This window comes from Rhizobium sp. IY2 (assembly GCF_047532935.1).
GTDB lineage: Bacteria > Pseudomonadota > Alphaproteobacteria > Rhizobiales > Rhizobiaceae > Rhizobium > Rhizobium anhuiense.
Window position 1 is genome coordinate 209,962 of record NZ_JBLKNU010000004.1, and the last position, 24,506, is coordinate 234,467.

Consider the following 24,506-nt stretch of genomic DNA (forward strand, 5'->3'; position numbering starts at 1 on the left):
CACTTTGGGGCGGCACGCATCAAAGCGCCGGCGCGGGCACGGCGGCAGCGCCTGCACTGGCGCTGGCGCCGGTCTGGGCGACAGGCGGTTCCTCGGATCTTGACGGCAGCGCCTGCAGATGCAGCACGCGCGGCTTCAGCACCTCGAGATAGGCTTCGGAACGGCCGATATAGATCATGCCGCTTTCGGGCAGGGTGGTGAGCAGTTTGGCCATGGTTTCCTGCCATTCCGGCTCCATGCCTTCCAGCACCTCGTCGAAAATGATCCAGCGCGGGCGTACGAGCAGCAGGCGGGCGAAGCCGATCGCCTTCTGCTCGTCGCTGTCGAGCAGCTTGTCCCAGCGGGCGCGGGTATCGAGCCTGGCGATCAGCGAATGCAGGCCGGCCTTCTCGAGGGCAGCCTCGACGGCGGCTTTCTCGTAGGCATCAGGACTTTCGGGAAAGGCCAGCGCCTCGCGCAGTGTGCCGCCGGGAACATAGGCGATCTGCGGCACGAACAGCATGTCGTCGACCGGCGGCAGCCCCATCGTGCCGCTGCCGCACGGCCAGAGGCCGGCCATCGCCTGGAACAGCAGCTTACGATTGACGCTGTGATCGCCGTTGATCATGACTTTTTCGCCGGCCTTGATCACGACATTGGTTTCACGCAGGCGGAAACCGCCGCATTCGTCGATGTCTTCGCCGATCTTGGCGACGATCACCACATCCTTCAGTGTCAGCGTATCGGGCGCGGTGCTTTCATAGGCGATGCTGTCCTTCAGGTCGAAGTCCTCGTCCATGTCGAGCAGCGCCTGACGGAAATCGGTGACGCGCATCAGCGTGGCGCGCCATTCGGCGATCGGGCCGAAATTGGCGACGTACCAGCGCAATGCCGTGTTGACCTGATTGAAGGCGCCGACGGACATCATCAGCTGGCCAAGGGTGAGGCCGCCGGAGAAATAGGCGGGGGCGGCGACGATGATCGGGATGACGATCACCAGCCAGCCGTAGCCGGCCGAAACCCAGGTGAGGTTGGTATTGGCCATGGCGAGCCGCTTGACGACCCTCAGTACCGAGCTGATATCGGTGTTGATGCGCCGACGCTCGTTTTCCTCGCCGCGGGCGACGGTGATCGCCGGCATGTTCTCATTGGCATGCATCAGCGTGAAGCGAAGCTCGGCTTCCTTCGAGAACCGGTCGGCATTGAGCTTCACCAGCTTGCGGCCGACGACCTGGCTCAGCACCGAGGCGGAAGCGGCATAGAAGATCGCCGCCCAGACCATGTAGCCCGGAATGGAGAAGCTATGGCCGCTGATGCGGAAGATGAATCCGCTCGAAAGCTCCCAGAGCACGCCGATGAAGCTCACCAGAAGAATGGTCGACTGCAGCAGGCCGAGAACGAGCCCTGTCGTGCTTTCGGCGAGATTGCGGGAATCCTCGTGCAGGCGCTGGTCCGGATTGACGCCGATCAGGCCACTGGAAGCAAGCCGTAGCGCCCGCTTGCGCTTCAACCACTGGTCGACGAGATCACGCGACAGACCTTCGCGCATATAGAGCGCGGTCATCTGGTTCAGCCACGCCTGCAGCACGTTGAGCAGCAGCAGCGTGCCGGCGATCATCGCGAAGATTTCAAGCTGGTGGAAGAATTCGCCGAGGTCGCGGCGCTCCAGCGAGTCGTAGAACGGAGCATTCCATTCATTGAGTATGACCTGGCCGTAGGACGTCGCCAAGATGACGAGAATCAGCACGGTCGCCAGAAACAGCACCTTGCCACGCACTTCCGAATTCCAGAATGCTGAGAACATCACCCCGAGGCGATATGTCAGGCTGAGATCATACCCTACCCTATCCTGCCTCCGGATTCCCGGCCTCCTCTCGATCTTATCTGCCATTACACTTTTCCACACCGCCCATGCCCCCATTATTAACATGGTGGCGTTACCGGTCTATCAACAGATTCTATCAGTCATTAAAGTGTGATGATGCTTGCATGGGCCGTGCCTGCATGCTTTCGCCATTGATTCGCGGTCCGACTGGGGCTAATTAAAGTGCTCCGTGGTGATTTGGCCGGCCGGCTTGCAGCCACGTTAAAAAAGTCGCTAAAGGGCCGCGTGCGGACCGGTAGCGATTTTTTTCGCCGCCGGTTTTTTGTTTTTGATCGAGTGACCGCAATGCCCATCAAGATCCCCGATACGTTGCCCGCCTTCGAAACCCTGGTTCAGGAAGGTGTGCGGGTGATGACCGAGACGATGGCGATCCGTCAGGATATCCGTCCGTTGCAGATCGGGCTGCTCAACCTCATGCCGAACAAGATCAAGACCGAGCTGCAAATGGCCCGCCTCGTCGGCGCCTCGCCGCTGCAGGTGGAGCTGTCGTTGATCCGCATCGGCGGCCACAAGGCGAAGAACACGTCCGAAGACCATCTGCTTTCCTTCTACCAGACCTGGGAAGAGGTGAAGCAGCGCAAGTTCGACGGCTTCATCATCACCGGGGCGCCGATCGAGCTTTTGCCCTATGAGGACGTCACCTATTGGGCGGAAATGCAGCAGATCCTCGACTGGACGGAAACGAATGTCCATTCGACGATGAACGTGTGCTGGGGCGCGATGGCTGCGATCTATCATTTCCACGGCGTTCCGAAATACGAGTTGAAGGAGAAGGCCTTCGGGGTTTATCGCCACCGGAACCTGAAGCCTTCCTCCATCTATCTCAACGGCTTTTCCGACAATTTCGAAGTGCCGGTGTCGCGCTGGACCGAAGTGCGCCGCGCCGATATCGAGAAATCCGAAGATCTGGAGATCCTGATGGAATCAGCCGAGATGGGCGTGTGCCTCGTGCACGAGAAGAAGGGCCGGCGGCTCTACATGTTCAACCATGTCGAATATGATTCCACCTCGCTCTCCGACGAGTATTTCCGTGACGTCGATGCCGGCGTGCCGATCAAGATGCCGCACAACTACTTCCCGCATAACGATCCGGCGCTTGCGCCGCAGAATCGCTGGCGCAGCCATGCGCATTTGCTGTTCGGCAACTGGATCAACGAAATCTACCAGACGACGCCCTATGACGTGGAAGAGATCGGCATGGACCTCTGAGGGCACCATCGCGCCTTGAGCCGATGCCGCATCGCTGCTGCAGCATTTCTTTCTACTCCGCCCGGTTGCGGTTTGGAACAAATGCGGGCAGGTTCCGGTCCGGAACACCACAGCGCCCGCGCGTCTTTGTCAGCCGTGCAAGGACGCTGCAACAGTTTGAATCGCTGAAATTCCTAAATCGATTTCGATGAGGAATAGGCAGCCGGGATAGAATGGACGGTCGATGATGTCGGATAAGTTGAAGCGGGATGTTTTCGGGCAGACGAAGGCGGGCGAGACCGTCTATCGCGTCGAGATCAAGGGCGGCGGGCTGACGGCCAAGATTATGACCTGGGGTGCGGTCATCCAGGATCTGCGCCTTGAGGGACATGACGCTCCGCTGCAGCTGGGCTTTGACGATTTCGACAGCTATCCCCTTTATTCGGCCTACTTCGGCGCGACCCCCGGCCGCTGCGCCAACCGTGTCGGCGGCGGCAAATTCACGCTTGACGAAAAGGACCATCAGCTCGAGCTGAACGAAAATGGCGTGACGCATCTGCATGGCGGCAGCGACAATATCGCCAAACGCAACTGGACGATCGTCGAGCGTGACGTCGACCGCGTGGTGCTGAAGATCGTCGATCCCGATGGCCGTGCGGGCTATCCCGGCAATTGCACCATCCAGGCGACTTTCCGGGTGCATGGCAATGGCGAACTGTCGATCACCTACGAATCGACCAGCGACCAGCCGACGCTCGCCAATGTCTGCCAGCACGCCTATTTCAATCTCGACGGTCGCGAAGATGCGCTTGGCCACGACATCATGATTGCCGCCGATCACTATCTGCCGACCGATGAGAAGCAGGTGCCGACCGGGGAGATCCGTTCCGTCGACGGCACGGAATTCGATTTCCGCGAGATGGCGCCGATGAAGCGTTTCGTCGGCAGCGAACAAGTGTTGTACGATCATAATTTCTGCCTGTCCGCCGAGCGCACCGCCAAGCGGAGCGTCGCGCTTGCCCGCAGCCTCTATTCCGGGGTGTCGCTGGAAGTGCGCAGCACTGAGCCGGGCGTGCAGTTCTATGCCGGCTTCAAGCTTAATACCGAGGCGCTCGGCATCGGCGGGCGCAAATATGGTCCATTCGCCGGGTTCTGCCTGGAGACGCAGGTCTGGCCGGATGCCATCAATCACCAAGGTTTTCCGAATGCCGTCCTGCGTCCCGGCGAGGTGCTTCGCCAGGAGACGGATTATATCTTCACCAAGAACTGAGTTTCTGCGCACGCACGGCTGTCAAATTTGATTGCTATGAAACCCTTGCCGGTCCACCGGTGAGGGTTTTTTCTTTCTATGCTCGATTCCGTCTTGCCGATTGGTTCTAGATAGGTTCTATTATGCGCCCATGGATAGAACCAGTCTGATAGCGGAACTGAAGAACCGCGGCCTGCGTGACGAGGCGCTGACCGGGCCGCTCTACAAGCGGCTGGCGCAGACGCTGACCGGTCTCATTCAGGAAGGATTGCTGAAGCCGGGCACTGCGCTGCCGGGCGAGCGCGACCTTGCCGAGGCACTGAAGCTCGGACGCGTCACCGTGCGCACCGCCTATCGCGACCTGATGGCTTCAGGGGCGCTGGAATCGCGCCACGGAAGCGGTACTTTCGTCTCGAGCAAAGTGGAACGCATGGAGCAGTCGCTCTGGCGGCTTTCCTCCTTCTCTGCCGACATGCGCTCGCGCGGGCGTCTGCCGGCTGCGCGGGTATTGTCGCGGGCGGTCAATACGCCGTCGCCGGAGGAATCCTTCTTGCTCGGCCTCGGCGGCGACGAGCCGGTGCTGAGACTCGACCGGTTGCGCCTTGCCGATGGCCTGCCGCTGGCGATTGAACGCGCCGTGGTGCCGATCAAGTTCCTTGGGCACGATGCCGGTGGCGAGGGATCGCTCTACGATGCGCTGACGGCCAGCGGCCACAGGCCCGTGCGCGCGCTGCAGCGGCTCACTGCGGTCACGCTCGACCCGTCTTCTGCTGCGATCCTGAACGTCAAATCAGGCGCGCCGGCGCTTCTGATCGAACGTGTCTCGCGCCTGGAAGACCAGCGCGTCGTCGAATACACCCGCTCGCATTATCGCGGCGATGCCTATGATTTCGTTGCCGAATTGAGAATTGGAGATGACCTATGAGTGAGAACCAGTCGCTGATGCTGCAGGAAGCCGGCCAGTCGCCAGAGGTGGTGGCCACGCTTCTCGAAAAGGAAAAGCCGGTCTTTGCCGAGATCGCCCGGCTGTTTTCGTCCGCCCGCCCGAGCGTGGTGACCACGGCGGCGCGCGGCTCCTCCGACCATGCCGCCACCTTCTTCAAGTATCTCTTCGAGATCACCTGCGGCGTTCCGGTCGCCTCAGTCGGTCCGTCAATCGCTTCCGTCTATGGTGCCGCGCTGCATCTGAAGGGCGGCGTCCATTTCACCGTCTCGCAGTCGGGCGCCAGCCCCGATATCGTTGCGCTGCAGGATGCGGCGAAGAAGGGCGGAGCGACGACGATCGCCGTCGTCAACGTCACCGACAGCCCGCTTGCGAAACAGGCCGATATCGTTCTCGGCCTCAATGCCGGTGCCGAAAAGAGTGTCGCGGCGACGAAATCCTTCATTGCCTCGGTCGCCGCCCTTTCCGGGGTGACGGCTGCGATCGGCGGCGCATCCGATCTGCAGACTGCGCTCGACAAGCTGCCGGAGGCGCTGTCGGCAACTGCCGGGATCGACACGGCGGCGGCCGAGGAGGTGCTCTTCAACGCAACCTCGCTCTATACGGCCGGCCGCGGCCCAGCTTTCGCGATCGCGCTCGAAGCGGCGCTGAAGGCTAAGGAGACCTCCGGCTTGCATGCCGAGGCCTTCTCGCTGGCGGAACTGATGCATGGTCCGATGCGCCTGGTGCAGCCGGGCTTTCCGATCGTCGCCTTTACGCCCGACGATGCCGCCTTCGCCAACAACGTCCAGGCACTGGAGCGCCTGCAGAAGCTCGGCGCCACCACCGTCGGCTTCTCGGCGCAGCCGCTGTCCGGCGTCCATCTGCGCGTGCCGACCACGGGCAGCGGCCTCGTCGATCCGCTGGTGTCGCTGCTCGTCTATTACCGGCTGATCGAGTCGGTGACGCGACGCAAGGGCTTCGATCCCGACAGACCGGCAAACCTGCTCAAGGTGACGGAGACGGTCTGATGGCCCGCAAGATCTTCCTTGGCGCCCGCATCTTCGACGGCGAACGCTTCCATGACGACAAGGCGCTCATCACTGCCGGCGGCCGAGTCGAAGCGATCGTCGCAAGAAACGATCTGCCGGACGGCGAGGTCGTGACACTTGCGGGCGGGGTTCTGTCGGCCGGTTTCATCGATGCGCAGGTCAATGGCGGCGGCGGGCGAATGCTGAACGACGAGCCTTCCGCCGCTTCGATGGATATCATCGCCGGAGGACACCGGCCCTATGGCACGACGTCGCTGTTGCCGACGCTGATCACCGATACATCGGAAGCCTCCATTGCCGCGATCGAGGCGGCCAAGGAGGCGGTCAAGGCGAGCCGCGGCGTCGCTGGCCTGCATCTCGAAGGCCCGCATCTGGCGCCGGCGAGAAAAGGCGCGCATCTGGCCGAGCTGATGCGGCCGGTGGAGGAACGTGACGTCAAGACCTTCATCCGAGCACGCGAGGAGATCGGCACGTTGCTCGTCACCATGGCGGCCGAGCAGGTGACGGTTGCCCAGGTGCGCGAGCTTGCGGAAGCCGGCGTCACGGTCAGCATCGGGCATTCCGATTGTTCGAGCGAGGCGGCGGAAGAACGCTTCGATGCCGGCGCACGCGGCGTCACGCATCTCTTCAACGCCATGAGCCAGCTGGGACACCGCACACCCGGCCTCGTCGGCGCGGCAATCGACCATCCCTCGACCTGGTGCGGCATCATCGCCGATGGCCATCACGTCGATCCGAAGGCCTTGCGCACGGCCCTGCGCGCCAAGCGCGGCGAAGGCAAGCTGTTCTTCGTCACCGACGCGATGTCGCTCGTCGGCTCGGAGAAAGACTCGTTCACGCTGAACGGGCGCACCGTCCGGCGAGAAAGGGGTGGCTTCTGCTCGAAGCTGGTGCTTTCCGACGGCACGCTCGCCGGTTCCGACGTCGATATGATCTCGACGATCCGGTACGGCGTCACCTATCTCGACCTGACGCTCGCCGAGGCCCTGCGCATGGCGACCCTTTATCCCGCCCGCTTCCTCAGGCTTGCTGATCGCGGTCATCTCTCGCCGGGCATGCGTGCCGATCTCGTGCATCTCACCGATGCGCTTGCCGTCACCGCCACCTGGCTCGGCAGCGAAGCGGCCTGACATCAAGGAGACGTGGGATGACCGACATTACCGATGCCTATTTCACTAACCTCATCGGCCGGCTGGAAGAGCTGAAGCAGGCGCTTGCCGAGCCGATGGCGCAGGCCGCGGCCGTCATCCTCGATGCTGCCCACGGCGACAAGCGCGTCTATGTCTTCGGCACCGGCCATTCGCATATGCTGGCGGAAGAGGTGCACTATCGTGCCGGCGGGCTCGCCTTCACCGTGCCGGTGCTCGTCGGCTCGGCCATGCTGCATGAGGGTGCGGTCATCAGTTCGGTCTATGAGCGCACGCAGGGCCTGGTGCGGCCGATGCTGGAGCGCTACGGCATGCAGCCGGGCGATGTCATCATCATCGCTTCCAATTCGGGCGTGAACGCCGCGCCGATCGAGGCGGCCGACTATGCGCGCGAAATCGGCGCAAAGGTGATTGCCATCACGTCGATCGCCTATTCCTCAGCGATCGCCAATGGTCGCCGGCGGCTCGCCGACGTGGCCGATGTGGTGCTCGACAACGGGCTGCCACCGGGTGATGCCGTTGTCGATCTCGAAGGCACGGGGCTTCGAGTTGGGCCAGTCTCGACGGCGGTCGGGGTAACGGTGATCAATGCGGTCTTCGCCGAAGTCGCCTCGCAGCTTTCGAAATCCGGCGATGCGCCAATTTATCTCAGCGCCAACATGCCGGGTGCGGCCGAGATCAACCAGAAGCTCGTCAAGAAATACCGGCCGCGCAACCCGCATCTCTAGAGCATGATGCCGAAAAGTGTGAGCGGTTTTCGGACAACATCATGCTGCAAAGAAGGCGGATACAAAAAGGCCGGCATAAGCCGGCCTCTTCAAGAGTTGTAACTCAGGATCAATCCTTGGCGCGTTCGACGTAGGAATTGTCTTCCGTGGCGATGACGACGCGGGTGCCGGCATTGATGTGCGGCGGCACCATGGTGCGCACGCCGTTCGACAGCATGGCCGGCTTGTAGGAAGACGACGCCGTCTGGCCCTTGACGACCGGTTCCGTCTCGGTGATTTCGAGCGTGACGTGACGCGGCATCTGGATCGCCAGCGCAATGCCTTCATGCATTGAGAGAACGCAGGTCATGCCTTCCTGCAGATAAGCCTTGTCGTCACCCATCGTCTCGACATCGACGACGACCTGATCGTAGTTTCCAGGGTTCATGAAGTGAAAGCCTTCGCCGTCCTCGTAGAGGAACTGATGGTTCACGTCTTCGACGAAGGCGCGCTCGACCTGTTCGGTGGTGCGCCAACGCTCGGAAACCTTCACGCCGTCGACGATGCGGCGCATGTCGACCTGGGTGACCGGCGTGCCTTTGCCCGGATGAAAGTTCTGGGCGGTGAGGACGACGTAGAGCTTGCCGTCGACGTCGAGAACGTTGCCCTTGCGGACCGAAGAGGCGATGACCTTGACCATAAGACTTCCTTGTAACTCGGCTTTCGGCGTCGTAGAGGACTGTCGAGACGCCCCGAAGACGCAAATGTTTTTCTTTGGGGGCGCAACTAACCTAAAATCCGGGAAATAGCCACCCCATACCGGCTTCTCCGGCGAAGAAAGCTTGGAATGAACTCTTCGGCCAAAGCGTCCCCCTGGTGGACCTCGTCCGTACATGCCGATCGCCGTCCGTTCCTGATCGGGCGCAATGCGATCCAGGCGGCGTTGCGCGGGTTTTTCGCGCGCGAGGATTTCATCGAGGTGGATACGGCGGTGCTGCAGGTCTCTCCCGGCAATGAGGCGCATCTGCATGCCTTCGCGACGGAAGCGCTGACGACGGACGGGCAAAGGGCGCCATTTTACCTGCACACCTCGCCGGAATTCGCCTGCAAGAAGCTGCTTGCGGCGGGCGAGGAACGGATCTCATGTTTTGCCCATGTCTATCGCAATCGCGAGCGCGGGCCGCTGCATCATCCCGAATTCACCATGCTCGAATGGTATCGGGCCGGCGAAAGCTATGAGAGCTTGATGATGGATTGCGTGCGGATCCTGGCGCTGGCGGCAGAAACGGTAAAGACTGGGACGCTTGCCTATCGCGGCGGCGAGAGCGATCCCTTTGCCGGGCCGGAGCGGGTCAGCGTTGCCGAAGCCTTCGAGCGGCATGCCGGCATCGATCTTCTTGCCTCGGTCGCCACCGATGGTTCGACCGATCGCAACCATCTGGCAGCCGAACTCAGGCGCGTCGGCATGCGGGTTGCCGATGACGACGGCTGGGCCGATCTCTTCAGCCGGGTGCTGGTCGAAAAGATCGAACCACGTCTCGGCTTCGGCCGCATCACCATCCTCGACGAATATCCGGTCTCGGAGGCGGCACTTGCGCGTCCCTCGGCACGCGACCCCAGGGTCGCCGAGCGTTTCGAGCTCTATGCCTGCGGCGTCGAGCTTGCGAACGGCTTCGGCGAGCTCACCAACGCTGCCGAACAGCGGCGACGGTTCGAGATCGAGATGGCCGAGAAGGCGCGGGTCTACGGCGAGACCTATCCGATCGACGAGGATTTCCTCGCCGCGCTGGCGTTGATGCCTGAGGCAAGCGGCATCGCGCTCGGTTTCGACCGGCTGGTGATGCTGGCAACGGGAGCATCGCGCATCGACCAGGTGCTCTGGGCGCCGGTTGCGGAGTATGGAAGATGAATGTCGTCAAACCGATCAAGAGCGTCGACGATCTTGTGAAGGCAGGGCTCGCCGCGTCTGCCGATCGCGCAACGCTCGAAGAGGTTGCCGCGCGCTATGCGATCGCGCTGACGCCGGTGATCAGCAAGCTCATCGACCGCACCGATCCCGATGATCCGATCGCCCGGCAGTTCGTGCCCGATATCGCCGAACTCACGATCGCCAGCGAGGAACGCGCCGATCCGATCGGCGATCATGCCCACAGCCCCGTCGAAGGCATCGTTCACCGCTATCCCGATCGTGTGTTGCTGAAGGCCGTGCATGTCTGCCCGGTCTATTGCCGTTTTTGCTTCCGGCGCGAAATGGTCGGACCGCAGGGCCTCGGCACGCTCGATGCCGCGGCGATGCAGGCCGCTTTCGACTATATCCGGGGTCATGAGGAGATCTGGGAGGTCATCCTCACCGGCGGCGATCCGCTGGTGCTTTCTCCGCGCCGTCTCCACGACATCATGGAGACGCTTGCCGGGATCGCCCATGTGAAGATCGTGCGTTTCCACACGCGTGTTCCGGTCGTCGATCCGGAGAGGATCGATGCGGCGCTGGTCGCCGCGCTGAAAGCAAGCGGCAAGACGGTCTATGTGGCGCTGCACGCCAACCATGTCAGGGAACTGACGATGGAAGCGCGCGCAGCCTGCGCCCGCCTTGTCGATGCCGGCATCGCCATGCTCAGCCAGTCGGTGCTGCTCAAGGGCGTCAACGACGATCCCGACGTGCTTGCGGGGCTGATGAAGGCCTTCGTCGAAATCCGCGTCAAACCCTATTACCTGCATCATCCGGATCTGGCGCCCGGCACCGGTCATTTCAGAGTGACGATCGAGGAGGGGCAGGAGATCGTCGCGGCGTTGCGCGGGCGGATTTCCGGTCTCTGCCAGCCGACTTACATTCTCGATATTCCAGGCGGTCACGGCAAGGCCGTCATCAGTGGGAGCGCTATCCGGGCGACAGGCGACGGATGTTATTCCATCACCGATTATCGCGGCGGCGAGCATTCCTATCCGCCGGCCGATTGAGACAAAAAGCGGCGCGTTTGCGTGTCATTTCTGTACTCGTCACGCCAGAAGCTATTGTGTGTCGCAGCGGCAAGATTGTCCTAAGTCGTTGATAGAAAATCGTTGTTTGCGACAATGCCGGAATGATCGCTAAAATCCTAACTGTGAGCCTTAGTCATATTTAACCCAACAAATTAGCGGAATGTTCTGTTTTCCGCACTAAAAGAACGCTCATGACAAGGCGATGAACGCCGGTTCGGGATCATGAGAATCTTGGAGTGATGGGATGAATACGACAATCCGCGACCTCGTAGCCAAATTCGGCAAGCTTCCTGTGTCGATCGACCAGGTTGGCGACGATGCCGATCTTTATGCGGCAGGTTTGACGTCCTTTGCTTCCGTGCAGCTGATGCTTGGCATCGAAGAGGCCTTCGACATCGAATTTCCCGACAATCTCCTGAACCGCAAATCCTTCGCGAGCATCTCGGCCATCGCCAGGACCGTCGATCTCATCCGGGACAGCCGGAAGGTCGCCTGATGAATTTCCCCGTCAAGATCATGCAGGACGGTCTTGTCGCAAGAGTGGCCCGCGTCGCCGAAATCGCGGCAAAGCACGCCGATGCCGTCGATGTCGAAGGCCGCTTTCCCCGCGAAGCCGTGGAGGCGATGAAGGCCGAAAGGCTGCTCGGCATCCAGGTGCCGCGCCATCTCGGCGGTGAATCCGCCTCGATCACCGAGATCGCCGAATTGTGCTCGATGCTCGGCCAGGCCTGCGCGGCAAGCGCGATGGTCTTCGCCATGCATCACATCAAGCTGTCGAGCCTCGTTGAACACGGCGCCGACAGCGAATGGCATCGCAGCTTCATGCGCCGCATCGCCGCAGAGCAGCTGCTGATTGCTTCCGCCACCACCGAAGGCGGCATCGGCGGAAACCTGCGCAACAGCATCTGCGCGGTCGAGGTCGATGGCGATACTTGCCGCCTCGAAAAGGATGCGACCGTCATTTCCTACGGCTCGCATGCCGACGCGATCCTCATCACGTCGCGTGCCCACGCGCAGGCGGCTTCCTCCGATCAGGTGCTGACGGCCTTCCTCAAGGATCAGTACACGCTCGAGAAGACCCATGTCTGGAATACGCTGGGCATGCGCGGCACCTGCTCCGACGGCTTCCTGTTCAAGGGCGAGGCGCCGGCGCATCAGATCCTGCCGAAGCCTTTCGCCGAGATCGCGGCGCAATCCATGCTCGCCTCCTCGCACCTGTTGTGGAGTGGCGTCTGGTACGGCATCGCAGTCGATGCCGTCGCACGTGCCCAGGCCTTCGTGCGCGCCGCCGCCCGCAAGGCGCCGGATGCCCAGCCGCCGGGCGCGTTGCGCCTCGCCGAGGTTTCGAACCTGCTGCAGATGGTGAAATCCAATGTGGTTGCCGGCCTCAAGGCCTACGAGGATGCCAAGGCCGATGTCGACAGGCTGTCCTCGATGGGCTTTGCGGTGGCGATGAACAACGTCAAGATCGCCTCGTCCGAGACGATCCTGGAGATCGTCAACCATGCCATGCTGATCTGCGGCATCATGGGCTACAAGAACGGCACGCCGTTCAGCCTCGGACGCCATCTGCGCGACGCGCATTCCGCACAGCTGATGATCTCGAACGACCGCATCCTCGGCAATACGTCGAGCATGCTTCTTGTCCATAAGCAGGACACTAGCCTACTGGGGTGACAGTCATGGATATGCAGACCTCGTTTCTGGACCGGCTTTTCGAATCCGGCCTGCTGATCGATACCGGCATCGACGGGCTCTATGGCCGCAGCGGCCAGTTCGAAGACGTGATCGCTGCCTTCGAGCGGCTGATCGACAGGTTCGGCGGCGCCGACGGCGCGGAGGCGATGCGCTTCCCGCCGGGCATGAACCGCGCCTTTTTCGAAAAGAGCGGTTACATGAAGAGCTTCCCGCAACTGGCTGGCACGGTGCACAGTTTCTGCGGCAGCGAACTCGATCATGTCAGCCTGCTGCAATGCATGGAAGTCGGCGAGGACTGGACCAAGGGGCAGGAGGCGACCGACATCGTGCTGACGCCGGCTGCCTGCTATCCGCTCTATCCGACGATCGCCAAGCGCGGCAATCTGCCAAAGACGGGCGGCCTCTTCGACCTGCAATCCTATTGCTTCCGCCATGAGCCGTCGAAGGATCCTGCCCGCCAGCAGCTGTTCCGCATGCGCGAATATATCTGCATGGGCACTGAACAGCACGTCACCGATTTCCGCCAGCGCTGGATGGATCGCGGCGTCGAGATGATGAAGGCCGTCGGTCTCGACGTGACGATCGACGTCGCCAACGATCCGTTCTTCGGCCGCGCCGGCAAGATGCTCGCCAACAATCAGCGCGACCAGAACCTGAAATTCGAGCTGCTGATCCCGATCACCTCGGCTGCCAATCCGACCGCCTGCATGAGCTTCAACTACCATCAGGATGCCTTCGGCACGAAATGGGGTCTCAATCTCGAAGACGGCAGCGTCGCGCACACCGCCTGCGTCGGCTTCGGGCTGGAGCGCATCGCGCTTGCCCTCTTCCACCATCACGGGCTCGATGTGAAGCAATGGCCGGCCAGCGTACGGAAAGCGCTGTGGGGCTGAGCACATCCATGACATCGGTATTTTCGGGAATCGACCCGGAAACCTACCGGGCGCATGCGCTGCATTCCAGTGAGCGCGCCTGGCCGGAAACCAATTGCTATGTCGATCTCTGGATCGAGGTGCTGGCATCATCCGGTGTCGCGCCCGAGGCGATGCTGGGTTTTACCCTGACGCAGGATTTCGAGGGCGACCAGTTCACCTTCTTCAAGGTGCCGCTCGAGGATCTCGAAGCGCTCTACGGTATTCGCGCCACCGAGCTTGCCATCTACGACCGTGTCGAACGCCATGTCGAGGTTCAGATCGCCCGTGCCCGTCTCTGCCTGATCGAGATGGATTCCTTCTACATGCCGGACACGCGCGGCACCGCCTACCGGCAGGAGCACGGCAAGACGACGGTGGCGATCAACCGGCTGGATGTTGCGGCCAAGCGCGTCGATTATTTTCACAATGCCGGTTATTTCCGCCTGGAAGGCGAGGATTTCGACGGGCTGTTCCAGCTGCATCTGACGGAGAACGATCCGCCGTTCCTGCCCTATACGGAATTTGCGCGGTTTCCGGAAAAGCCGGCTGATGAAACGCATCTGCGGAAGACCGCGCGGCAGCTTGCCGGCTTTCATTTCATCAGGCGTCCCCGCGAAAACCCGATCCGCGCCTTTGCAAGCGTCTTTCCGCAGCAGGTCGAAGCGGTAGCGGAACGGCCGTTCGGCTTCTTCCACAAATACGCCTTCAACACGCTTCGCCAGGTAGGCGCCAATTTCGAGCTGGCGGCCGATTACCTCACCTGGCTTTCCGCCGGTGAATTCGCGGCTGCCGCCGAGCATGCCAGGCGCATTTCCGAGGTGGCGAAATCGGTGCAGTTCCAGCTTGCCCGCGCCGTCACCCGCAGGAAGTTCGAGCCGTTGCAGGCAGCACTTGATCCGGCCGCCGATGCATGGGATTCCATGATGGCGTCGCTTGCGGGGCGAATCTGAAGCCGGAGATCTGACCATGCGGGGGCGTTTGGCAAGCATCGGTGCCGAGGAAAGCCTGCTTTCCGAAGGCTGGAACCTGATCCTGACGGAGCCGGGCGCCTGCGCCGTGCCGCACGACATTCACCTTTCCGCCCAGTTCATTCCCGCGCCCGTTCCCGGCACTGTCGCCGCGGCGCTCGAAAAGGCTGGGCTCTTCGACCGTGAAAATCCCGAGCCGCTGAACACGCGGGATGCCTGGTATCTCTGCCGGCTTTTCGATGCCGAGCCCGGCGAAGCGATCCTGCATTTCCAAGGGCTCGCGACGCTCTGCCATGTCTTCCTGAACGGCCAGGAAATCCTGTTTTCCGAGAGCATGTTCACGGCGCACGAGATTCCGGTGACGCTGTCGGGCGGCGACGAACTGGCGCTCTGCTTCCGGGCGCTCGGCCCCCGTCTGTCGGAGCCCGGCCCGCGCGCGCGCTGGCGGCCGCAGATGATCACGCCGGCGGGCCTGAGGAATTTTCGCGCGACGCTGCTCGGCCATATGCCGGGCTGGTGCCCCGATATTCATGCTATCGGGCCGTGGCGACCGATTTCCATGGTGCGGCGCAATCCCATTTCGATCGACAACGTCTCCATCCGCGCCCTGTTGGAGGAGAGCGGCGCCGGCCGTCTCAGCGTATCGCTGCATAGCAATGCCGAGAATCCCACCATGCTGCTGCGCTGCGGCGGAATGGAGCAGCCTTTCGAGAAGGTCGGCGACAGTCATTACTCGGCTATTCTCAAGCTTCCCGACATCGAGCCATGGTGGCCGCACACCCACGGCGCTCCGCGTCTCTACGAGCTGACACTGGTTTCCGACGGCGTCGAATATCCGCTCGGCACGACCGGCTTCCGCCGGATCGATGTCGACCGCGGTGGCGATGGCGACGACTTCGCGCTCACCGTCAACGGCGAACGCATCTTCTGCCGCGGCGCGGTGTGGACGACGGCCGATATCGTGCGATTGCCGGGCGGCCGGGCGGATTACGAACCCTTCCTGCGGCTTGCCGCGGAGGCCGGGATGAACATGATCCGCATCGGCGGCACCATGGCCTATGAGACGCCGGATTTCTTCGCGCTCTGCGATGAACTCGGCCTGCTCGTCTGGCAGGATTTCATGTTCGCCAATTTCGATTATCCGCGCAACGACAAGGCCTTTCTTGGCCATGTGCATGCGGAGGTCGAGGAATTTCTGCACGGTGTTCAGGCGTCGCCCTCCCTCGCTGTGCTTTGCGGCGGCAGTGAAATCCACCAGCAGGCGGCGATGCTCGGCCTGCCGGCGGAATTCTGGAGCGGGCCGGTCACCGACGAGATCATCCCGGCGGTCGTCGCGCGCATGCGTCCCGACGTGCCCTATGTCCCGAATTCGCCCTATGGCGGGGCCATGCCTTTTTCGCCCAATGCCGGAATTGCACATTATTACGGCGTCGGCGCCTATATGCGGCCGATCGCCGATGCGCGCCGCGCCGATGTGCGTTTTGCCTCCGAAAGCCTCGCCTTCGCGCATGTGCCGCAGCAAAGGACGCTGCAGCGTCATCTCGACGTGCCCGCCGTCCACAGCCCGCTCTGGAAGGCCCGCGTGCCGCGCGACCGCAGCGCATCGTGGGATTTCGAGGATGTTCGCGACTTCTATCTGCACCTTCTCTACGGTTTCGATCCGGCCCAATTGCGCCGTGAGGATCCGGAACGTTATCTCGATCTCTCCCGCGCCGTCACCGGCGAGGTGATCGAGGAGGCTTTTGCCGAATGGCGGCGCAAGGGCTCCGGCTGCAACGGCGCGCTCGTCTGGACGCTGCAAGACCTGTTGCCCGGTCCCGGCTGGGGGGTGATCGATTCCACCGGAGAGCCGAAGCCCGTCTGGTATGCGATGCGCCGTGCCTTCCGGCCGGTGCAAGTGGTCTTCACCGACGAGGGAACCAACGGTCTCGACGTGCATGTCGTCAACGAGGCGGACGCCGCGCTCGACGTGGAGCTCGAGGTCGTCTGCCTGCGGGACGGCAAGCAACAGGTCGTCAGCGGCAGCATGGCCTTCAAGCTGGCGGCAAGGAGCACGGAGCGTTTTGCCTGCACAACGCTGTTCGGCGCCTTCTTCGATACGACCTATGCCTTCCGTTTTGGACCACCATCGCACGACGCAAGCGTGGCGCGTCTGCGCTCGCTGGCAGATGGCGCCATTCTCGCCGAAAGCTTCCACTTCCCGTGCGGCCGGGGGAAGGCGCTCCATGACGCAGGGATCGAAGCGTCACTCGGCAGAGATGGCGACGACTGGTTCGTCGATCTGAGGACCGACCGGCTGGCGCAATCGGTGCATATCGACGTCGAAGGCTATCGGGCCGACGACGACTGGTTCCATCTCGCTCCCGGCGTGGCGCGGCGCGTGAAGCTGCATGCGCTCCTGAGCGCGGAAAGCGATGTTCCGCCTACGGGTGAGATCAGAAGTCTAGGCAGTTCGCATCGTGTCGCCTTCTAGAAAAGAGATAGAGCATGCTGCCGTCCGAAAACCGCGCACACTTTTCGGCATCATGCTCTGGGGCTGATGCCGATCCATTTGGAAAGACCGTGATTTGAGAACGATATACCGCTTTCTGCGCGCCCATGTCCTGCAGCGGCTGATTCCACGCGCGCGTCTTGCCTTCAATCCGCGCAAGCCGGTGGAGATCGTCGGCTATCTCTCGATGGCGGTGGGCGTCGGCGAATCGGCAAGGCTCTGCGCCGGCGCGTTGTCGGAGGCGGGGCGGGCGATTGCGCTTTCCGACGTCAGCACGCATCCCGACGAGAATGCCTTCGCCGGATGGATGCCGTCGCACCTTTCCACCGAACCCGCGGGAAGCCGGATCTGGCATCTCAATCCGCCGATGCTGCCGCGCGCCATCCTGAAGAAGGGCGTTGGAAATTTCACCCGCGCCTTCAACATCGGCTATTTCGCCTGGGAGCTCGAAGTTGTGCCGGCGGAATGGCGCAATGCGATGCATTACATGAATGCGGTCTTCGTGCCGTCGGAATTCACCCGGCGGACGATTGCGCCGCTGACCGCGGCACCCGTCATCGTGGTTCCGCATCCCGTCACGGAGAAGCCGGCGACGGAAGGCATGCGCCAGAAATTCGGCATCGAGGAAGACGCCTTTCTCGTCAGCTTCATCTTCAGTGCCGGCTCCTCGATCAACCGGAAGAATCCGCAGGCCATCATCGAGGCCTTCAGGATCTTCGCCGCCGAAGCCCCAAGCGCCTTCCTGTTGATGAAGGCCAGTGGCAATATCGATAGGGATGAAGGCCTGCGCGAACTGATCGCTTCGGTCGCTGGCAACTCCCGGATCAAGATCGTCACCGACAGGCTGTCGGACGCCGATATCAACGGCCTCATCCGCTGTTCAGACGCCTATCTTTCGCTGCATCGTTCCGAGGGTTTCGGGCTGACGGTGGCCGAGGCGATCATGCAGCGCACGCCGGTGATTTCCACCGCCTGGTCGGGCACGGTGGATTTCTGCGATCCCGATAATAGCTGGCTGGTCGCCTCTCCGCTCATTCCGGTCGTCGATACCCATCCCGAATTTGCCGGGCTCGCGGGCGCGGTCTGGGCTGACCCTTCTCCAGAGGCGGCGGCTGCGCACTTGCGGGACATCTTCCTCGCGCCCCAGCGTGCACGAGAGAAGGCCGAGAAGGCGCGGGAGTTCCTGCTGAGATACCTCGCAGAGAACAGCTATGAGAAGGCGCTCCAGAGGCTGTCGGCGATGCAAGCCAGCTAAGGTGAGGTCGTCACTCCGCTTTATTTTAACATTTTCGCATTAGAGATGGCGGGTATGCGACTTTAGAGCATGGCGCGCAAAAGTGTGCAGCGGTTTTGCGATAACGACATGGGTAAAAACAAAAACCTAAAGTGCGAGAAGCGATCTGAAGATCGTGACGCGCTTTAGGCCGATGCTGACGGATGGATGGATGTCGAAGGGTATTATCGCAAACTCGGTGATGAATGCGGCGGCAGGCATGCTGCTGCTTCTGACGGGCTTCGTTTCCTCGATCATAACTGCGCGGCTGCTCGGGCCGGAAGCCAACGGCATCGTCGCTTTCTCGCTGTGGCTGGTGGTCACGGGCGCCTCGATCGCCGAACTCGGTTCCAGCATCACGCTGCTGAAGACCTTGCCGCAGCTTTCGGCGGAGGGCTACGATACACGCCGCCGGCGGGGGTTTGCCGCGATCCTCGTCAGCTTCATGATGTTCTCGACCGTCGCGCTGCTGGCGCTCTATGCGCTGTTCTTCCTGACCTCGGAAAAGATGCACTGGGCGGAGACCGCGCCATCCGTCGCTCTGGTCACGGGCGTGCTGTTTTTCGTCCAGGCGATCGGTTCCTTCGTCAAATTCTACCTGATCGGCGAGAAGAAACTCGGCGCCTTCTTCCGGCTGACGGTCGCCGTTTCGATCGTGCAGCTTGCCGGCGTTGCCGTCGGCGCCGTTCTCTATGGCGTCGAAGGCGTCCTCGTCGGTTATGCGCTCGGCCAGCTCGTGTTGTTTTTCGCTACGCTGCCGATCCTTCTTGCGCGGCGCGACTGGTGCGGGGTCTCGCTCAAATATCTCGCCTCCTCCTCCGCCATCCTGTCGATCCAGTTCATCATCGATTCCATCTTCCTCAACCGGCTCGAACTGCTCTTCCTGCAGCAGTTCTGGTCGGTGGAGATGGTCGGCTATTATGCCGTCGGCCTGTCGATCGCCAATATTGCGCTGCAGTTGCCGATCCAGATGACCGGCAGCCTGCTGCCCTATTATTCCGAGCGGCGGCATAACAGCGACGACTCGACATTGCCGGTCGAGGTCTTCGCCGCCGTCACCCGCTCCATGGCCTATATCGTGCTGCCGATGAGCCTCGGGCTTGCGGCGATCTCCAGCGAACTGGTGATCGTGGTGTTCGGCGAAGCGTTCCGCCGCAGTGGGACGGTGGTGGCGCTGCTTGCGCTGGTCGCGCCCGCCTATACCTTCATGCAGATCCTCAGCCTCTATTTGCTGTCGATGGACAGGGCCCGCTCCCGCCTGAATATCAGTGTCATAGGTGGCCTACTGATGGTAGCGGGTTGTTTACTGATCGTACCTAGGCTTGCCGCCGAGGGTGCCGCACTCGTGCGCATCCTCGTCTTCGTTGCGATGTCGGTGATGATGATCAGACAGACAGGATTCGGATCCCAACTATCGGGTCTCTACGCAAGCCTGACGAAGGTGACGCTCGCCTCCGTGCTGTGTGCTTGCGGAGCGATTTCGGTGCTGGAATTCGTCGGGGGTCCGGCCGGTCTCGTCGGCGCGATCATTGCCGGTGCGTTCTGCTATTTCGCGGCACTGCGCGTGCTGCGCGCCGTGCCGGGCGAGGATGTCGACGTCATGCACTCCATTCTCGACAAGATGCCGTCCCTGCTGCGCCGGCCGTTCGGCCACGCGATCAATTTCATCGCGCCGCGGCTTCCCGGCGATCCCGATCGCGCCAAGGTCGCGCCCGGCGAATTCTCGCTCGAACCAGCCGAGGGCGCGGGACGCAGTGCTGCCCTGCCCGTCGTCTTCGACGGCACGATCGGGCTGTTCATGCCGGAGAATCCTCTCGTGAAGAAACGTTCGGCCGCCGTGCTTTTCGTCAGCCCCTGGGGGTTCGAGGAGATGTGCAGCCGCAAATTCTTCCGCGTCGCGGCCGAGCATTTCGCCGATATCGGCGTGCCGAGCCTGCGCTTCGACTATCGCGGCACCGGCGATGCGCTCGATTTCGATGCGCTGCCAGCACGGCTGGAAACCTGGGAAAATTCGATTCGTGCCGCCGCCGTCAAGCTGAAATCGCTGAGCGGCTGCGACCGTATCATCCTCATCGCACAGGGCCTCGGCGCAACGCTTGCCCATCGCATCGGTTCCTCGATCGAAGGCGTCGACAGCCTCGTCATGCTGGCGCCGGTGCTGAGCGGCCGGGCCTATCTGCGCGAACTCAACATGTGGTCGAAGATCATCGATGCCGATCTCGGCCTCGGCAAGGAACATGTTCAAACCGCGAAGGTGCAGATCGCCGGGCTCGTCATGCCCGAAGAGATTGCCGCCGAGCTCGGCAAGCTTACCATCGCCTCGCCACAGGGGCTCGCAGCCTCCCGCTATCTGATCCTCGAACGTCCCGCGAAGGCCGAGGATACCGGTTTTGCCGATGCGCTGAAGGCGCTTGGCGCCGATGTCGAGCAGAAGGCTTTCGAAGGCTATGACGAGCTCGCCACCAATCCGCTGTTTGCCAAGACGCCGATGGCTGTCGTCGAGCTGCTGACGACCTGGCTGGAGGCGACGACGACGGAGACATCTGCGGCGCATTCGCCTGATGTGATCGAGAATCCGCCGCTTGCCGGCGAGGGTTTTGCCGAAACGCCGGTGCGTTTCGGCAGCCACAATCATCTGATCGGCGTCGTCAGCCGGCCACTCGGTGAGATCAAGGGCAATGCCGTGCTCTTCCTGTCGACAGCCTATGACCGGCATGCCGGCTGGGGACGGACGACGGTGGATATGGCGCGCGCGCTTGCCCGCCAGGGCGTCGTTTCGCTGCGCTTCGATTCCGCCAATGTCGGTGACAGCCCGCCGCGGCCGGATGCACCGGAACAGGTGCTCTATTCGGATACGCAGACGGCGGATGCGGTCGCCTCGCTCGATCTGCTCGAAAGTGTGGTCGCCGGTCCCGTGATGGTCGCCGGCCGATGCAGCGGCGGTTACGTCGCCTTCCGGGCCGGCGTCGCCGACGAGCGCTTGAAGGCTGTCGTGTCGATCAATCCCTTCGTCTATTACTGGGATCCGAAGATGCCGGTGCGTAGGGAGCATGTCGTCTCCGTTCCACGCAGCCTTGACGACTACGGCCAGCGCATGGCGCGGCTCGACACGCTGAAGCGGCTGTTGCGCGGCCAGGTGGACGTCGTTGCGGCCCTGCAGAATATCGTCATCGCCGCCGGCCGCCGGCTATCGCCGTGGATCGCGCCGCTGCTCGAGCTGCTTCCCGACCGGCGCCATATCGCCCGCGAGGTCCGGCACTCCTTTGCGCTGTTCGGCAAGCGCAAGGTGCCGCTGACGCTGATCTACAGCGAGGGCGATGTCGGGCTCGACCACGTCTATTTCCACTTCGGGCCGCGCGGCGGTCGGCTTTCGCGCTATCCGAACGTGCGGTTGCTGATGCTGCCGGATGCCGATCACAATCTGACGCCGCCACAATCGCGCAAATTCGTGCTCGACGAGATCATCCGTCTCGCCAGAGCATGACCGGAATTGCAGCTCAGATGTTTTCCGCGGCGACGACATCCAGCGATCTGTAGAGATCGATATAACGTCCGGCCACGATATCCCAGGAATAGCCGCGCGCGGCGTCGAGAAGCCCGGCGCGCACGGCGTCCGGTTGGCGCGAAAGGTCTTCATAGGCCGTTTCGATCACTGTCGCCGCGGTCTGGGCATTGGTGAAGTCGGCAAGCGCGATAACAGGATGCCGGTCGGCAAGCGTCGCAAAGGCATCGTTGGCGTTCAGCACCGGGAGGAGACCGGCGCTCATCGCCTCCAGCGCCACCAGGCCGAAACCTTCATATTCCGAGGCGGAGGCAAAGAGCGAGGCCTCGGTGATGATACGCCGGATGGCGCCGTTGTCGGGTGATACATGCAGGGTAACGCGGCCGGAAAGGCTGCGGCTTTCGATCGCGGCTTCGACATCGGCCCGGTTCAGGTCGGATTCGGCCCCGACGATGTCTAGATGCCATTCGGGGTCGCGGGTCGTCAGCGCGGCCATCGCATCGAGCAGATGGTCGAGCCGCTTGTTCACCGAGAAGCGGCCGATCGTGACGATGCGGCGCTTTGGCCGGCGCGAAGCGATGTCGGCGAACTTACCGATATCGGCGCCGTTTTCGATCAGCAGGCTATCGGGCACGATCTCGGAAAATTGCCTGAGGTCGGAGGCGCTGCAGCAGACGACGCGGCGGTAGGCCATCGCCGAAGCGCGGGTCAGCGTCCGGAACCAGATCTTCTTGATCGCCGCGTATTTCTGCGTGTGGAAGAAGCCGCCATGGGTGGTGACGATCATCGGCTTGCGATGCAGCAGCCGGCCCCAGGCGAGCGCATCGAAGAAGAAGTCGATGGCATGGACATGCACGAGATCGGCATCGCCGAGATGGCGGAAAACCTCAGGCGCCAGCGGATAACGGCTGCTGCCCGACCAGGGGATGCGCACCACCTCGATGCCGTCGATATTTTCGCGAGGCGGCAGCTTGTCCTGCGGCGCAGTGAAGAGCGAATCGAGCGTGACGACGCGGACGCGATAGCCGCGGCGCACGGTCTGGCGGCCGAGATTGGCGACCACGTCTTCCAGACCGCCGCGATTGGGCAGGAACTGGCGCACGACATGGACGATCAGCGGGGCCTCTCCCAACTGCGGGTTCTCGCGCACCCTATCTGCCTCGACGATCGCCATTTTTCACCTATCGCTGCCCGCCGGCCCGTGTTGACGCGGGCTTATACTAGCAACGACCAGATATGCCCGGCGTTAAGGCGCGGTTTAAGCGGCCTGTTGAGAGGGCGATTCTTCGCGAAAAAGGTTAACCGTATCTGATGGGCTTTCAGAAGGCCTTGAACGTCAGTGTCGTCAGCGAACGGACGATGCCGGGAATATTGGCGATGTTGTCGTTGATGAACTTGCCGATATCCTGGCCTTCCTCGATATAGACCTTCAGCAGCAGGTCGTAGTCGCCGCTTGTGGAATAGAGCTCCGAGACCAGTTCGGTCTGGTAGATGGCGTCGGCGACATCATAGGTCTTGCCGGGTGCGCATTGGAGCTGGACGAAGATCGGCTTCATGGAGATTTCCTGCAAAGTTGTTTGGCCGGCATAATGGTCGAAAGCGCCATGCCGATGCAAGCCGTTCGTCACGCAGCCGGATTGGCGGCGGCTTCCGCGACGATCCAGTCGCGAAAGGCCGCAAGCGGCGCATAGTCGGCGCGCTCTCTGGGAAAGGCGAGATAATAGCGCTCGCGGCTTTCCATTTCACGGTCGACAGCGGCGACGAGATCGCCGCGCCTGACCTCCTCCTGCATCAGGAATGTCGGCAGCAGGGCGATGCCGAGGCCGGCGATCGCCGCCTGCGCGGCGGTGGCGAATTGGTCGAAGAGCATACCGTGGACGTTTTCGAAGGAAACGCCGTTGCCGGCAAACCATTGCTCCCAGGCGTCAGGGCGCGTCGTCAAATGCAGAAGCGGAACGGCAAGCAGATCCTCCGGCGTCTTGATCGCGTATCGCTCCAGAAAATCAGGGCTGCAGGCCGGCACTGTGTGCTCGGACATCAGGAAGACGAGTTCGGCGCCCGGCCAGTGGGGATGACCGAAATGGATGGCGGCGTCGATTGAATCGAGGCGGAAATCGAAGGGCGAAAGCCGGGTCACCAGATTGATGGTCACGCCGGGATTGGCGGCGAGGAAGCGCCCGAGGCGCGGCGCCAGCCAACGCGTGCCGAAGGTCGGCAGGATGGCGAGATTGAGCGTGCCGCCATGCGGATTGGCGCGCAGATTCAGCGAAGCGCTCGATATGCGCCGCAGCGCTTCGCGGATTTCGCGGGCATATCCGTCGCCGGCAAGCGTCAGCCGCATGGTCTGGCGTTCGCGCAGGAAGAGCTCGACGCCAAGCTGCTCCTCCAGCGCGCTCACCTGGCGGCTGACGGCGCTCTGCGTCAGATCGAGTTCGCGCGCCGCTGCCGTCACGCTGCCGGTGCGGGCAACCGCCTCGAAGGCGGCAAGATGCGAAATCGATGGCAGAAAACGTCGAGATGTCAGCATGGTCATTCCATTTCAGAATGGGCT

General features: G+C 62.2%; 20 protein-coding genes and 1 riboswitch. Of the genes, 15 read left to right on the top strand and 5 right to left on the bottom strand.

Annotated features, from left to right (window positions below; genetic code table 11):
- Window positions 1-19: 19 nt before the first annotated feature.
- The gene (locus ACMUVN_RS16770; RefSeq protein WP_174824485.1) at window positions 20-1,909 is read right to left on the bottom strand and encodes an ABC transporter ATP-binding protein/permease; all 1,890 of its coding nucleotides are present in this window, start codon (window positions 1,907-1,909) and stop codon (window positions 20-22) included.
- A 114-nt stretch (window positions 1,910-2,023) separates the two neighbouring features.
- Window positions 2,024-2,101: riboswitch (SAM riboswitch) on the top strand.
- A 48-nt stretch (window positions 2,102-2,149) separates the two neighbouring features.
- On the opposite strand from ACMUVN_RS16770, the gene metA reads away from it, so the two are divergent.
- The 6 genes from metA to ACMUVN_RS16800 all read left to right on the top strand — a co-directional run bounded on the left by metA (window position 2,150) and on the right by ACMUVN_RS16800 (window position 8,151).
- The gene (gene metA, locus ACMUVN_RS16775) at window positions 2,150-3,073 is read left to right on the top strand and encodes a homoserine O-acetyltransferase MetA (protein ID WP_028759058.1); all 924 of its coding nucleotides are present in this window, start codon (window positions 2,150-2,152) and stop codon (window positions 3,071-3,073) included.
- Between the two features lie 226 nt (window positions 3,074-3,299).
- Window positions 3,300-4,322 carry an aldose epimerase family protein gene (locus tag ACMUVN_RS16780; protein ID WP_414815302.1) on the top strand — a complete coding sequence of 341 codons (1,023 nt, stop codon included), beginning with the start codon at window positions 3,300-3,302 and terminating at the stop codon, window positions 4,320-4,322.
- A gap of 130 nt (window positions 4,323-4,452) precedes the next feature.
- Window positions 4,453-5,226, top strand: a complete 774-nt coding sequence (locus ACMUVN_RS16785) for a GntR family transcriptional regulator (protein WP_047615728.1) — start codon at window positions 4,453-4,455, stop codon at window positions 5,224-5,226.
- Window positions 5,223-6,254 (top strand): SIS domain-containing protein, encoded by a 1,032-nt coding sequence (locus ACMUVN_RS16790; RefSeq protein WP_063473839.1) that lies wholly within the window; start codon window positions 5,223-5,225, stop codon window positions 6,252-6,254. The genes ACMUVN_RS16785 and ACMUVN_RS16790 overlap by 4 nt, the downstream gene beginning before the upstream one ends.
- Window positions 6,254-7,405 carry an N-acetylglucosamine-6-phosphate deacetylase gene (nagA, locus tag ACMUVN_RS16795; RefSeq protein ID WP_183905937.1) on the top strand — a complete coding sequence of 384 codons (1,152 nt, stop codon included), beginning with the start codon at window positions 6,254-6,256 and terminating at the stop codon, window positions 7,403-7,405. The genes ACMUVN_RS16790 and nagA overlap by 1 nt, the downstream gene beginning before the upstream one ends.
- Before the next feature lie 17 nt (window positions 7,406-7,422).
- Window positions 7,423-8,151 (top strand): SIS domain-containing protein, encoded by a 729-nt coding sequence (locus ACMUVN_RS16800; RefSeq protein ID WP_168333628.1) that lies wholly within the window; start codon window positions 7,423-7,425, stop codon window positions 8,149-8,151.
- 109 nt (window positions 8,152-8,260) lie between these two features.
- Here ACMUVN_RS16800 and efp read toward each other — a convergent pair whose 3' ends face one another.
- The gene (gene efp, locus ACMUVN_RS16805; RefSeq protein ID WP_028758989.1) at window positions 8,261-8,830 is read right to left on the bottom strand and encodes an elongation factor P; all 570 of its coding nucleotides are present in this window, start codon (window positions 8,828-8,830) and stop codon (window positions 8,261-8,263) included.
- Window positions 8,831-8,977: 147 nt separating this feature from the next.
- Between efp and epmA the strand changes: the two genes are divergently transcribed.
- From epmA to ACMUVN_RS16850, 9 genes are all read left to right on the top strand, one after another.
- Complete coding sequence (gene epmA, locus ACMUVN_RS16810; protein ID WP_097543561.1) at window positions 8,978-10,039, top strand: EF-P lysine aminoacylase EpmA; 1,062 nt, start codon at window positions 8,978-8,980, stop codon at window positions 10,037-10,039.
- A complete protein-coding gene (locus tag ACMUVN_RS16815) occupies window positions 10,036-11,088 on the top strand; it encodes a lysine-2,3-aminomutase-like protein (RefSeq protein ID WP_414815303.1) in 1,053 nt (350 codons plus the stop codon). The genes epmA and ACMUVN_RS16815 overlap by 4 nt, the downstream gene beginning before the upstream one ends.
- Before the next feature lie 265 nt (window positions 11,089-11,353).
- On the top strand, window positions 11,354-11,605 hold the full coding sequence (locus ACMUVN_RS16820; RefSeq protein ID WP_028757744.1) for an acyl carrier protein: 252 nt from the start codon (window positions 11,354-11,356) through the stop codon (window positions 11,603-11,605).
- Entirely contained in the window at window positions 11,605-12,786 is a 1,182-nt protein-coding gene (locus ACMUVN_RS16825; RefSeq protein ID WP_047615710.1) for an acyl-CoA dehydrogenase family protein, read from the top strand. Before ACMUVN_RS16820 ends, ACMUVN_RS16825 begins: the two co-directional genes overlap by 1 nt.
- A 5-nt stretch (window positions 12,787-12,791) precedes the next feature.
- Window positions 12,792-13,700, top strand: a complete 909-nt coding sequence (locus ACMUVN_RS16830; protein WP_047615705.1) for an amino acid--[acyl-carrier-protein] ligase — start codon at window positions 12,792-12,794, stop codon at window positions 13,698-13,700.
- Window positions 13,701-13,708: 8 nt separating this feature from the next.
- On the top strand, window positions 13,709-14,671 hold the full coding sequence (locus ACMUVN_RS16835; protein ID WP_063473910.1) for a DUF1839 family protein: 963 nt from the start codon (window positions 13,709-13,711) through the stop codon (window positions 14,669-14,671).
- A gap of 16 nt (window positions 14,672-14,687) precedes the next feature.
- On the top strand, window positions 14,688-17,162 hold the full coding sequence (locus ACMUVN_RS16840) for a glycoside hydrolase family 2 protein (protein WP_414815304.1): 2,475 nt from the start codon (window positions 14,688-14,690) through the stop codon (window positions 17,160-17,162).
- Window positions 17,163-17,256: 94 nt separating this feature from the next.
- Window positions 17,257-18,435 carry a glycosyltransferase family 4 protein gene (locus ACMUVN_RS16845; protein ID WP_414815305.1) on the top strand — a complete coding sequence of 393 codons (1,179 nt, stop codon included), beginning with the start codon at window positions 17,257-17,259 and terminating at the stop codon, window positions 18,433-18,435.
- 190 nt (window positions 18,436-18,625) lie between these two features.
- Window positions 18,626-21,937 (top strand): oligosaccharide flippase family protein, encoded by a 3,312-nt coding sequence (locus ACMUVN_RS16850; protein WP_063473909.1) that lies wholly within the window; start codon window positions 18,626-18,628, stop codon window positions 21,935-21,937.
- Window positions 21,938-21,950: 13 nt separating this feature from the next.
- On the opposite strand, the gene ACMUVN_RS16855 is transcribed toward ACMUVN_RS16850, so the two are convergent.
- The 3 genes from ACMUVN_RS16855 to ACMUVN_RS16865 all read right to left on the bottom strand — a co-directional run bounded on the left by ACMUVN_RS16855 (window position 21,951) and on the right by ACMUVN_RS16865 (window position 24,488).
- On the bottom strand, window positions 21,951-23,129 hold the full coding sequence (locus ACMUVN_RS16855) for a glycosyltransferase family 4 protein (protein ID WP_047616077.1): 1,179 nt from the start codon (window positions 23,127-23,129) through the stop codon (window positions 21,951-21,953).
- Window positions 23,130-23,274: 145 nt separating this feature from the next.
- Complete coding sequence (locus ACMUVN_RS16860) at window positions 23,275-23,511, bottom strand: Lrp/AsnC ligand binding domain-containing protein (RefSeq protein WP_003543721.1); 237 nt, start codon at window positions 23,509-23,511, stop codon at window positions 23,275-23,277.
- A gap of 68 nt (window positions 23,512-23,579) precedes the next feature.
- Window positions 23,580-24,488, bottom strand: coding sequence for a LysR family transcriptional regulator (locus tag ACMUVN_RS16865; RefSeq protein ID WP_063473832.1), 909 nt, complete (start codon window positions 24,486-24,488; stop codon window positions 23,580-23,582).
- Window positions 24,489-24,506: the final 18 nt, after the last annotated feature.